The sequence below is a fragment of the Flavobacterium quisquiliarum genome, from assembly GCF_019308285.1.
GTDB lineage: Bacteria > Bacteroidota > Bacteroidia > Flavobacteriales > Flavobacteriaceae > Flavobacterium > Flavobacterium quisquiliarum.
The window spans coordinates 35199-47467 of the sequence record NZ_WWEM01000033.1 but is presented as its reverse complement, the minus strand read 5'-3'; the positions used below and the strand labels follow the sequence as shown (position 1 = coordinate 47467).

Annotated in this window: 8 protein-coding genes; 4 read left to right on the top strand and 4 right to left on the bottom strand. The window is 33.7% G+C overall.

The annotated features are described in order from the left end of the window. The first annotated feature begins 317 nt into the window (after window positions 1–317). The 3 genes from GSY47_RS15540 to GSY47_RS15530 all read left to right on the top strand — a co-directional run bounded on the left by GSY47_RS15540 (window position 318) and on the right by GSY47_RS15530 (window position 6941). Window positions 318–3089 (top strand): bifunctional aconitate hydratase 2/2-methylisocitrate dehydratase, encoded by a 2772-nt coding sequence (locus tag GSY47_RS15540; protein WP_179001079.1) that lies wholly within the window; start codon window positions 318–320, stop codon window positions 3087–3089. A gap of 123 nt (window positions 3090–3212) precedes the next feature. Beyond that, on the top strand, window positions 3213–5477 hold the full coding sequence (locus tag GSY47_RS15535; protein ID WP_179001077.1) for an aconitate hydratase: 2265 nt from the start codon (window positions 3213–3215) through the stop codon (window positions 5475–5477). Between the two features lie 300 nt (window positions 5478–5777). Continuing rightward, a complete protein-coding gene (locus GSY47_RS15530; protein WP_179001075.1) occupies window positions 5778–6941 on the top strand; it encodes a C40 family peptidase in 1164 nt (387 codons plus the stop codon). Between the two features lie 3 nt (window positions 6942–6944). On the opposite strand, the gene GSY47_RS15525 is transcribed toward GSY47_RS15530, so the two are convergent. From GSY47_RS15525 to GSY47_RS15515, 3 genes are all read right to left on the bottom strand, one after another. Continuing rightward, complete coding sequence (locus GSY47_RS15525) at window positions 6945–7328, bottom strand: response regulator (RefSeq protein WP_179001073.1); 384 nt, start codon at window positions 7326–7328, stop codon at window positions 6945–6947. Beyond that, on the bottom strand, window positions 7318–8742 hold the full coding sequence (locus GSY47_RS15520) for a sensor histidine kinase (RefSeq protein ID WP_179001071.1): 1425 nt from the start codon (window positions 8740–8742) through the stop codon (window positions 7318–7320). The genes GSY47_RS15525 and GSY47_RS15520 overlap by 11 nt, the downstream gene beginning before the upstream one ends. 383 nt (window positions 8743–9125) lie before the next feature. Then, on the bottom strand, window positions 9126–9884 hold the full coding sequence (locus tag GSY47_RS15515) for a methyltransferase domain-containing protein (protein WP_179001069.1): 759 nt from the start codon (window positions 9882–9884) through the stop codon (window positions 9126–9128). Window positions 9885–10124: 240 nt separating this feature from the next. Here GSY47_RS15515 and GSY47_RS15510 point away from each other — a divergent pair, with 240 nt between their 5' ends. Continuing rightward, window positions 10125–11534, top strand: coding sequence for an APC family permease (locus tag GSY47_RS15510; protein WP_179001067.1), 1410 nt, complete (start codon window positions 10125–10127; stop codon window positions 11532–11534). A gap of 251 nt (window positions 11535–11785) precedes the next feature. On the opposite strand, the gene GSY47_RS15505 is transcribed toward GSY47_RS15510, so the two are convergent. Then, window positions 11786–12187, bottom strand: a complete 402-nt coding sequence (locus tag GSY47_RS15505; protein ID WP_179001064.1) for an MFS transporter — start codon at window positions 12185–12187, stop codon at window positions 11786–11788. Window positions 12188–12269: the final 82 nt, after the last annotated feature.

Here is a 12269-nt window from a genome sequence, read left to right as displayed (position 1 = left end):
GCCTAAAAAGGGAGGAAGCAGTTGGCTAAAATCACAACTATAACGTTATAATTTATTATTTAGAACTGTTCTTTGCGAAAATAGAAGTAAAATCTCACTTAGTTCGTAACATTAAATTTCGACTTTGTTAAAGAAAAGATTTTAAAATATCAAAAAATCATTTTTTTGATGTAAAATTAATTTTTTATCAAAAACAAGCATTGAAAATCGTTTTTTAACAATAATAATTTTTGAAAAGGCTAGTTCTATTATATTTTTTTTAATTCTCAGCTTTAATCTTTAAATTTGCGTACAAAAAAAAATACTTCTACTTAATTATGAATACTTACAAAGATTACATTCAAGAAATTGAAGAAAGAAAAGCCCTAGGACTTCATCCAAAACCAATTGATGGCGCTGAATTAGTAAGCGAAATCATTTCACAAATTAAAGATTTAGATAACGAATACAGAGAAGATTCTCTTAAGTTTTTTATTTATAACACTTTGCCAGGTACAACAAGTGCTGCTGGCGAAAAAGCAAATTTCTTAAAAGAGATTATTCTTGGTCAATCTATAGTAAAAGAAATTACTCCAGCTTTTGCTTTTGAGTTATTATCACATATGAAAGGAGGACCTTCTATTAAGGTTTTGCTTGATTTGGCATTAGGTAATGATGCTGCTATTGCAAAAGAAGCGGCAAAAGTTTTAAAAACTCAAGTTTTCCTTTACGAGGCAGATACAGATCGTTTAGTAGAGGCATTCAGAAATAATAATGAAATTGCTAAAGAAATTCTTGAGAGTTATGCTCAAGCAGAATTTTTCACAAAATTACCAGAAGTAGCTGACGAAATTAAAGTGGTTACTTTTATCGCTGGTGAAGGAGATATCTCAACAGATTTACTTTCTCCTGGAAATCAGGCACACTCTCGTTCAGATCGTGAACTTCACGGTCAGTGTATGATCACGCCTCAGGCACAGCAAGAAATTAAAGCATTACAAGCACAACATCCTGATAAAAGCGTTATGTTGATTGCTGAAAAAGGAACAATGGGAGTTGGTTCTTCTAGAATGTCAGGTGTAAATAACGTGGCGCTTTGGACAGGAAAACAAGCAAGTCCTTATATTCCATTCGTAAATATTGCTCCAATTGTTGGTGGAACAAATGGAATTTCTCCAATTTTCCTAACAACTGTAGACGTTACTGGTGGTATTGGTTTAGACCTTAAAAACTGGGTTAAAAAAGTTGATGCGGAAGGAAATGTTATTCGTAACGAAAACGACGAACCAATTCTTGAGCAAACTTATTCTGTCGCTACAGGAACTGTTTTAACTATCAATATTAAAGAGAAAAAACTTTATAACGGAGATCAGGAATTGATCGACATTTCTAAAGCATTTACTCCTCAAAAAATGGAATTTATCAAAGCGGGTGGTTCTTATGCTATCGTATTTGGTAAAAAACTTCAAACATTAGCAGCTAAAGTTTTAGATGTTGAAGCTCCATTAGTGTATGCTCCTTCAAAAGAGGTTTCTCACGAAGGACAAGGTCTTACAGCCGTAGAAAAAATCTTCAACAAAAATGCTGTAGGAATTGCTCCAGGTAAAGTATTACACGCTGGTTCTGATGTTCGTGTTGAAGTTAATATCGTAGGTTCTCAAGATACGACTGGTCTTATGACTGCTCAAGAATTAGAGTCTATGGCTGCTACAGTAATTTCGCCAATCGTTGATGGTGCTTACCAATCTGGTTGTCACACTGCTTCTGTTTGGGATAAAAAAGCACAGGCTAATATTCCTAAATTGATGAAATTTATGAACGATTTCGGATTAATCACAGCTCGTGATCCGAAAGGAGTTTACCATTCAATGACAGACGTTATTCACAAAGTACTTAATGATATCACTATTGATGAGTGGGCTATTATTATTGGTGGTGACTCTCATACAAGAATGTCAAAAGGTGTTGCTTTTGGTGCTGACTCAGGAACTGTTGCCCTTGCATTGGCAACTGGTGAAGCTTCTATGCCAATTCCAGAATCTGTAAAAGTTACTTTCAAAGGAGATATGAAAGGATATATGGACTTCCGTGATGTGGTTCATGCTACTCAAGCTCAGATGTTGCATCAATTTGGTGGAGAAAATGTATTCCAAGGAAGAATCATTGAGGTTCACATTGGAACACTTACTGCTGACCAAGCCTTTACATTTACTGACTGGACTGCAGAAATGAAAGCAAAAGCTTCTATCTGTATTTCTGAAGATGAAACTTTGATCGAATCATTGGAAATTGCGAAAGGCAGAATTCAAATCATGATTGACAAAGGAATGGATAACGATAAACACGTTCTTCAAGGATTAATCAATAAAGCAGATAAGAGAATTGCTGAAATTAAATCGGCTGAGAAACCAGCTTTAACTCCAGATGCAAATGCTAAATATTATGCTGAAGTTGTAGTTGATTTAGATCAGATTGCTGAGCCAATGATCGCCGATCCAGACGTAAATAATGCTGACGTTTCTAAAAGATATACTCACGATACAATTAGACCTCTATCTTTCTACGGAGGAGATAAAAAAGTAGATCTTGGATTTATCGGATCTTGTATGGTTCACAAAGGAGATATGAAAATCCTTGCTCAGATGTTGAAAAATGTTGAAGCACAAACAGGTAAAGTTGAGTTTAAAGCGCCACTTGTAGTAGCGCCACCAACATACAACATTGTAGATGAACTTAAAGCTGAAGGAGACTGGGAAGTTTTACAAAAATATTCTGGTTTCGAATTCAATGATGATGCTCCAAAAGGTGCCGCACGTACGGAGTATGAAAACATGTTGTATTTAGAGCGTCCAGGGTGTAACCTTTGTATGGGTAACCAAGAAAAAGCAGCGAAAGGAGATACAGTAATGGCAACTTCAACCCGTCTTTTCCAAGGAAGAGTTGTAGAAGATAAAGAAGGTAAAAAAGGAGAGTCTCTTCTTTCTTCTACTCCAGTTGTGGTATTGTCTACAATTTTAGGAAGAACTCCTACTATCGAAGAATATACTGCTGCAGTTGATGGTATTAACTTGACTAAGTTTGCACCTTCAAATAAATCATTAGTAATGTAATCTTACAATTATTAATATTATAAAGCCCGAGCAATAAACTCGGGCTTTTTCTTTTATACCTCCTCTATTTTTTGTAACTTAGGAAGTTCAAAAAAAACAGAAAACAAACAAATTGTAAGACTTATGGCTTTTGATATCGAAATGATTAAAAAAGTGTACGAAAATATGCCGTCACGTGTTGATAAAGCACGTGAGCTTGTTGGTCGTCCACTTACATTAACTGAGAAAATTTTATACAATCACCTGTGGGATGGAAATCCATCTCAGGTGTTTAAGAGAGGAGTTGATTACGTTGATTTTGCACCGGATCGTGTAGCGTGTCAAGATGCAACAGCACAAATGGCATTATTACAATTTATGCATGCTGGAAAATCTAAAGTGGCGGTTCCAACTACTGTGCACTGTGATCACTTAATTCAAGCAAAAGTTGATGCGGCAACGGATTTGGCTAGAGCGAAGACACAAAGTAATGAGGTTTTTGACTTCTTATCGTCTGTTTCTAATAAATATGGAATTGGTTTCTGGAAACCAGGAGCTGGAATTATCCATCAAGTGGTTTTGGAAAATTATGCTTTTCCTGGTGGAATGATGATTGGTACCGATTCGCACACCGTAAATGCAGGAGGTTTAGGAATGGTGGCAATTGGAGTTGGTGGTGCCGACGCTGTAGATGTAATGTCAGGAATGGCATGGGAGCTTAAATTTCCTAAATTAATTGGAGTAAAGTTAACGGGTAAGTTATCAGGCTGGACAGCGCCTAAAGATGTTATTTTGAAAGTGGCTGGTATTTTGACTGTAAAAGGCGGAACTGGTGCTATAGTAGAATATTTTGGCGAAGGAGCAACAGCAATGTCTTGTACGGGTAAAGGAACTATTTGTAATATGGGAGCTGAAATTGGAGCAACAACTTCAACTTTTGGATACGATGCTTCAATGGGACGTTACCTTCGTTCTACAAACCGTGCAGAAGTTGCAGATGCTGCCGATAAAATCGCTCCATATTTAACTGGAGATCCAGAGGTTTATGCAAATCCAGAGCAATATTTTGATCAGGTTATTGAAATTAATTTATCAGAATTAGAACCTCATTTAAACGGACCTTTTACTCCAGATTTAGCGACTCCAATTTCTAAAATGAAAGATGAAGCAATAAAAAATAATTGGCCATTGCAAATTCAAGTTGGTTTAATTGGTTCTTGTACAAACTCTTCTTATGAAGATATTTCCCGTGCAGCTTCTTTAGCAAGACAAGTTGCTGCTAAAAACTTAAAAACAAAAGCGGAGTTTACTATTACTCCAGGTTCTGAAGTAGTTCGTTCGACTATAGAAAGAGACGGATTTATTGATACATTTCATAAAATTGGAGCAACTGTTTTTGCAAATGCCTGCGGACCATGTATTGGTATGTGGGACAGAGAAGGAGCAGAGAAAGAAGAAAGAAACACAATCGTTCACTCTTTCAATCGTAACTTTTCGAAACGTGCAGATGGTAACCCTAATACATTAGCATTTGTGGGATCTCCAGAATTGGTAACCGCAATGGCTATTGCGGGTGATTTAAGTTTTAATCCTTTAACAGATAAGTTGATTAATGAAGATGGAGAAGAAGTAATGTTGGATGCTCCAACTGGAGATGAACTTCCTGCTAAAGGTTTTTATGCAGAAGATCCAGGATTTCAGGCTCCGGCTGCTGATGGTTCAGGAGTTCAGGTAGTGGTTAATCCAACTTCTGAACGTTTACAATTATTAGCTCCATTTGATGCTTGGGACGGTAAAAATATCACAGGTGCAAAATTGTTAATCAAAGCATTCGGAAAATGTACAACCGATCATATTTCCATGGCAGGGCCGTGGTTACGTTTCCGCGGACATTTAGATAATATTTCTAATAATATGTTAATTGGTGCTGTAAACGCATATAACCAAAAAACAAATTCAGTTAAAAATCAATTGACTGGACAATACGATGCAGTGCCTGCTGTTGCTCGTGCTTATAAAGCAGCTGGAGTTCCGTCTATTGTGGTTGGAGATCATAACTACGGAGAAGGTTCTTCTCGTGAACATGCGGCTATGGAACCTCGTTTCTTAGGAGTGAAAGCGGTTTTAGTGAAATCATTTGCTCGTATCCATGAAACAAACCTTAAAAAACAAGGTCTTTTAGGGTTGACTTTTGCAAACGAAGCAGATTATGATAAAATCCAAGAAGATGACACGATCAATTTCTTGGATTTGACAGAGTTTGCTCCAGGAAAACCATTAACATTAGAATTTGTTCATGCGAATGGAACTAAAGATATTATCTTGGCAAACCATACGTATAATGCTGGACAAATTGGATGGTTTGTTGCGGGTTCTGCATTAAACTTAATTGCTGCTGGAAAAGCTTAATTATTAGAATTTAATTATAAGTAAAAACGCTCTGTGATAACAGGGCGTTTTGTTTTGATGCTAGTTTTTGGAAGGAAATTTAGTCTTAATTATAAAGTTTTGAAATTCAGTCAAGAAGCTTTTTTTGATATTAACTAAGCTTTAAATTTGGGTTTTTGACCAAAATTAGTTGTTAAAAATCGAGGTTTTTTTACTTTAAAAAGTTAAATTCGCGATGCACGTAATAAAAATGATTTTTTTGAGTTTAAAAATTAATGTTTTGAGCTCTTGAAATAGTAATAAAAATGTAATTCAAGAAATATGGTTTATAGGATAATAATAGCACTGTTTTTTTTTAGTTTTGGAGCCTTCGCGCAGGAGAACTTTGTAAAGCACAAAATTTCAAAAGGAGAAAACCTTTCTGTTATTGCTAAAAAATATGGGGTAAAAGTAAAAGAGATTACTGATGCCAACCCAAATGCTCCTAAAATCTTAAAACTAAATTCTACACTTTTAATTCCGAATAAAAATAAAAGCACTTCAAAGACAAAATCTAAAACTACTGAACTTGCTTTAAATAATACTTCTTCTAATATTAGTTCTCCCGAAACACATGAAGTAACTGCTAAAGAAACACTTTGGGGAATTTCAAAAAAATATAATGTTTCTGTTGATGATTTAAAGAAAGCCAATCCACTTTTGGAGACAGAAGGATTGAAAATAGGACAACAGATTGCAATTCCTTCGACTATTGCTTCTGTTGAAGAAAAATCAAGTAAAAATATACCACAAATAGTTTCTACAGATGTTGAATTAATTAGAGAAGTTAAAGCAAAAGAAACAAAGTATGGTATTTCAAAAGAATATGGAGTTTCAGTTGCAGAATTAGAGCGCCAAAATCCTTCAATCAAAAAGAAAATGCCTATCGGTTATGTTCTGAAAATTCGTGTTCCAAAAGAAAAAGCAGATGCAATTCAAGCATCTCAAGAAGGACAAATTACTAATGAAACAATTCTTTCTTCTTCAACGCAAATAGCAGAAACGACACCAGAAATAAAAAGAGATTCTACTTATGTAAAAGTACCAACAGGGGCCCACTCTGACTTAATAGATCAGCTTATAGCAAGTGCAACTGAAAATATCGGAACACGTTATCGTTCTGGCGGTACTACAAAAGCAGGTTTTGATTGTTCAGGATTAATGTTCTGTACCTTTGGTAACTTCGATATTAAACTGCCAAGAAGTTCAATAGAACAATCTCGAATAGGAACTAAGGTAGCTTCAGACGAAGCTCAAAAAGGAGATTTAATTTTCTTTAAAACCAACGGAAGACGTCATATAAATCATGTTGGTATGGTGGTTGAAAATATCGATGGGGAAATTAAATTTGTACATTCATCAACACACGGAGGTGTAATAATCTCCTCTACAAAAGAACCTTATTACACTAGATCATTTTCTCAAGTAAATCGTGTTTTAGAATAATTTTTAAACAAAAGTCTTTTGCAATAATTCCAGTCTGAAAGGTTTATTCCAAAAATCAGAGACGTATTTGTTTTCTTTTACTCTCTTAATCTCATCACTGTCTAAAGTAGAAGAAAGTACAAAAATTTCAATTTTATCTTTTACCATTTCTGGCAGTTTAGCAAATTCATCTAAAAACTCAAAACCATTCATAATAGGCATTTGAATGTCTAAAAGAATAATCAAGGAATGATGATTTGGATTCTTTATAAGCCAGTCAATACCTTCTTTTCCATTATTAGCAGTGTAAAGTGGATTAATATCTAATCCTTTTTTAAGTAATTTTTTAGTGACAAACTGATCAATTAAGTTGTCTTCTATGATGATAAATTGAGATCTAAACGGCATGTGAGTTAGGTATAGTTACAATAAATTTACTTCCGACATTGCTTTCCGAAAAAACAAAAATGTCTCCTTTGATATTTTCGACGGCTTCTTTGACAATATATAAGCCTAATCCGGAACCTTTATTTTTGTTAGTTCCAAAGTACATATCAAAAATATTTTCTTTATGTTCGTCATGAATTCCGATTCCGTTATCTGCGATTTCAATTTTATTTAAACCTTCACTGAAGTAGGTTTTAATAGTAATAAACATTTCTTGTTTACTGCAATCGGCATATTTTATAGCGTTTGAAATTAGATTGTTGATAATGATTTTCAAACGAAGACCGTCACTCTTAATTTGATCTACTTGAAGCTCCTGAGTAAATTTGATTCTACTGGCATTTTCAATATGCATTAATTGTAAAATAGCTTCGTTAAACAATTCCTTTAAACTAACTGGCTCTATGATTATTTCTTTTCTTTTGTTCTTAGAATAATCAATGATGTCACTGATAAATTGATCTTGACGAGCCAGACTTTGATGCATCATTTGAAGATAATTTCGAATCTGATTTACATCATCCTCTAAGGCTGTAATTTCGATTAAGCCTTTTAAAGAAGTGATTGGAGACCTCAAATCGTGTGAAGCACTGTAAACAAAACGATCTAGTTCTTTGTTTACAATTATTAAGTTCTCATTTTTAGCCTCAGTTTCTTTTTTAGAAACAACAAGCCTTTTTACCATAATGGAATAATATAGGCATACACTGCAGATTATGACCAAGATGAAGAAGATATTGGTAAAAATTAATAAGTCTTTGATTTTTCGTGTTCCTTCTCCTAATGTATTTGAGAAATTTCGTTCATTAATAGTTAATTGATCACTAATTATACTAATTTCTTTCATAAACTTTTTTTGATCTGTACCAGTCAAAATTTCACGATCTATTTTAGCGTGAATTTGTTGGCCAATTACAAAAAGCTTAACAATTTGTTTGTCGCCTTTCCCCCATTCGTGAATAGCCTTAGATAAAAAAGAAACATTTTTAAAGTTGTCAAAAAGCCAGATTACATCATCCAAGTCGTCTTCATGATTTCGGCCAGTTAAAAAACCTTTTCTTGCCACTTGATTGTCTCCTGCTTTTAGCAAAGTGATGCGTGCAATTCCATCTCCCTGCGGCACTTTTATTTCCTCAAGGAATGATTTCCATTGATTTGGATTTTGTGTATATAGATAACTAATAAGATGTCTCGATGCATCTTTTTGTCCTTTAGAATAATGAGATTCTCCATTGACGTAAGCCCGGTTTGCCGATAAAATTTTAATGGTAAAAAAATTGATGCAGATGAGTAACGCGCAGGAAATAAAAACGATTAGAATAAGAATGAAAACATTCGGAAAACGAAAGTTTTTTAAAGCTTGTAACTTAGACATAATCTTATAATTAGTAGGTTAATAATAAAGTGTCTTTATGTGCTTTTTTTTTAATCTGAAAACAATCTTATTTGGGAAAGGTTGTTTAAAATTTAAATTAAACACTTGTTAAAATTATCGGCGCTTAAAAAATAGATTTGGAATGATTCTCTCAAATATAGTGAAATTTATCTTATAAGTTTTACAAAAAAATGAGTTCAAATTGAAAATTTTTTAAACTAATTCTTTTTTGTTTAACATCTTGTTTGGTAGTTATTTATGTTGTTTATATCTTTTATTGAAGTCGAATTAGATTTTGACTTTCCAAATCTGGAAGTGAATAAAAGACAAAAAGTAGAAAGTAAAAAAAAGAAGTTGAGGTTTTGTCTGTCTCAATTAATTGATTAAAATTTGGCATAAATGATCAGTCTTCTGAAGGCATAAATGGCAGGAACATTTGGAAAATAAGTGTTTATTCTTTTTTTAAATTCAGCAGTTAATTCTTCAAATTCGCCTTCTTTTAAACGCTCTTGATAAACGGTTAAAGCGGAGCCGGAAATAAAATCGAAAAAGTCATCTTGGGCGGTAGAAATAATAGGATATACTTTTTCGTATATGACCAAATCCTCTCCGCCATTTTCAAAAAGGATTTTAGCATACTCATCTAAAGTCAGAACTGGTGAAGGTCTTGTCCAATTATTTAAATAAGAAGTGAAAGGTTCTTCCTGTACCAAGTTTAAAAGTATTTTATTGAGAATATTTTCATTCTGCTGAGGCATTTGAACTGCCAGTTGTCCACCTGAATTTAGACGGGAAATAATTTTTGGAAAAAGTTCATAATGATTGTCAATCCATTGTAATGCTGCGTTTGAAAAAATAAGATCCCATTTGACTGTATCGTTTAGCTGATCTAAAATTGGTTTTTCTTCAAATTGAAGATTTGTTTGAATAGGAGCTTTGGCCAGCATTTCAGCTGAGTTATCTATTCCAAGAACTGTTGGATTAGTTAATTTTTCGTATAGTTTCTTGGTTAGTTCACCAGTTCCGCATCCTAAGTCAATGACTTTTAGGTTGGGCGTATCGATAATATGACTTGTCAGATCGTCAAAAGGTTTCGAACGTTCTTCTTTAAATTCGTTGTATTTTTTTGGATCCCAGGTCATAATTGTTGTTTTTATTTAAAGATAGAAAAAAACTTTAATGTGTAAAACTTCTTATAAAAACGAGTTTGCGTAAGGGATAGAAACGGCATCCTTTTATGGCGGGGTTCGCCATAAAAGATATAGTGGATAGCCCGACCCAGAGGGATACGCCCAAAAAGACTTTAGTAATCTGAAATCTATGATCTAAAATCTAAACTGTTGAAAAAAAGTATATCTTTAACCAACCCTAAACCAATAAAAATGCAAGAAAACGACCAAGAAAATTTTAAAAGAGAACTCGGATTATTAGACGGAACCATGCTTGTAGTAGGTTCTATGATAGGATCTGGGATCTTTATTGTAAGTGCCGATATTGCCAGACAAGTCGGATCAGCAGGATGGCTGACGCTTATCTGGCTGATTTCTGGATTAATTACAATTATTGCCGCCGTAAGTTATGGCGAATTGAGCGCTATGTTTCCAAAAGCAGGTGGACAGTATGTTTATTTAAAAGAAGCATATAATAAACTTATTGCTTTTTTGTACGGATGGAGCTTTTTTGCCGTAATCCAAACTGGAACAATTGCTGCTGTTGGAGTAGCTTTTTCAAAGTTTGCAGCCTATCTGTATGAACCTTTTAGTGATGAAAATATATTGTATGAATTAGGTTCTTTTAAACTCAATGCAGCACAGTTAGTGTCTATTTTTACTATTATTTTATTGAGTTATATCAATAGTCGCGGCGTAAAAGATGGTAAAATTTTACAGACAGTTTTAACAATCATTAAAATTTTGTCTTTGCTTGGACTAGTAGTTTTTGGATTAACGCTTGGCGCAAAAGCTTCTATTTGGGAAGCCAACTGGGCAGATGGATGGATTACCCGTACATTTGATAAGGACAGTGGTTCTTGGTTACCAATAAGTGGAACGGCATTAATTTCTGGGATTTCCGCTGCGATGGTTGGCTCTTTGTTTTCAAGTGATGCTTGGAACGGTGTTACTTTTATTGCTGGTGAAATTAAAAATCCAAAACGTAATGTTGGATTGAGTTTATTTCTAGGAACTTTTATTGTAACAATAATTTATGTTCTAACGAATATTATGTATTTGGCAGTTGTTCCTTTTGATGAAATTGCGACAGCTAAATCTGATCGTGTTGCTGTTGTGGCTGCTCAGTATATTTTTGGAAATATTGGAACATTGATTATTGCCATAATGATTATGATTTCGACTTTTGCCTGCAATAACGGATTAATTATGGCTGGAGCAAGAGTGTATTATACGATGGCAAAAGATGGATTGTTCTTCAAGAAAGCAGCAGTTTTAAATAAGTCAAGCGTGCCAGCTTGGGCACTTTGGGCACAATGTATCTGGGCCTCGGCTTTGTGTCTTACAGGAAAATATGGTGATTTGTTAGACTTTGTAATTATAATTGTTCTGATTTTTTATATTCTAACAATTTATGGAATCTTCATTTTGCGTAAAAAAATGCCAGATGTTGAAAGACCTTATAGAGCTTTTGGATATCCGTTTTTACCAATGCTTTACATCATTACAGCGACAGCAATTTGTATCTCGTTATTAATTACAAAATTTTCAACCTGCGGATGGGGAGTTTTGATTATGCTGACAGGTATTCCAGTTTATTATCTAACGAAACCTAAAGAATAAGTTTTTGTTTCATGTTGAAATCGAAGAAATTTATAAATAATTAAAGCGTCTTGATGATTTCAAGGCGCTTTTTTTTGAAACAAATTCGAACTAAAATTAATGAGAAAATATTCTAGGAAAAATTAGCAAGATGCTGAATTATAAAAAGCCCTAAAAACAAGGGTTTTAGAGCTTTTGTAGATTTAAATAAGATTTTATATATCGTAAATTGAATTTTTATTTAGTGAAATTTCGCTGATAGAATTATTGTATTATAAATTCAAATCGTTATTAATTCTTTCTTCTGTCGGTCTTAAAAAAATAAGATAAATAATAATTAGAATTCCAAATAGTACAAATTCTGGTTTTAAGAATAATATTAAAAATGCTGCACCTTCTAGAACTGCCCAGCGCATAATGGAAGCCGCTTGATAAATCGGCATTTTTTCTTCTAATTTCAATTTAGGATCAATTTGTTTTAACTGAGATTTAAATAAAAATGTACTCAAGATATAGGCTAATACTGGTATTAGTAAGTAAATAGCTGACGATGAATCTATATTTGGGATTTCTAATGTTTTCAAAGAAAAGTCTATTAGAAAGAAATAGGCAGCAAGAGTTCCAGCACAAATGGCAAGATGGATAATTTGCAGGGTTTTGATTTTTTCATTCATGATTTTTGGTTTTTTTGGGGATAATGAAGATCAAACTTATACAAATATAAAGGATTACGTTTGGACTGCTTACTTTTAAAAA

Bases quoted from the DNA above. Each gene is read 5' to 3' on its own strand.
- GSY47_RS15515 (WP_179001069.1), bottom strand. From the start codon at position 9,884: ATGACCTGGGATCCAAAAAAATACAACGAATTTAAAGAAGAACGTTCG.
- GSY47_RS15510 (WP_179001067.1), top strand. From the start codon at position 10,125: ATGCAAGAAAACGACCAAGAAAATTTTAAAAGAGAACTCGGATTATTA.
- GSY47_RS15520 (WP_179001071.1), bottom strand. From the start codon at position 8,742: ATGTCTAAGTTACAAGCTTTAAAAAACTTTCGTTTTCCGAATGTTTTC.
- GSY47_RS15535 (WP_179001077.1), top strand. From the start codon at position 3,213: ATGGCTTTTGATATCGAAATGATTAAAAAAGTGTACGAAAATATGCCG.
- GSY47_RS15530 (WP_179001075.1), top strand. From the start codon at position 5,778: ATGGTTTATAGGATAATAATAGCACTGTTTTTTTTTAGTTTTGGAGCC.
- GSY47_RS15540 (WP_179001079.1), top strand. From the start codon at position 318: ATGAATACTTACAAAGATTACATTCAAGAAATTGAAGAAAGAAAAGCC.
- GSY47_RS15525 (WP_179001073.1), bottom strand. From the start codon at position 7,328: ATGCCGTTTAGATCTCAATTTATCATCATAGAAGACAACTTAATTGAT.
- GSY47_RS15505 (WP_179001064.1), bottom strand. From the start codon at position 12,187: ATGAATGAAAAAATCAAAACCCTGCAAATTATCCATCTTGCCATTTGT.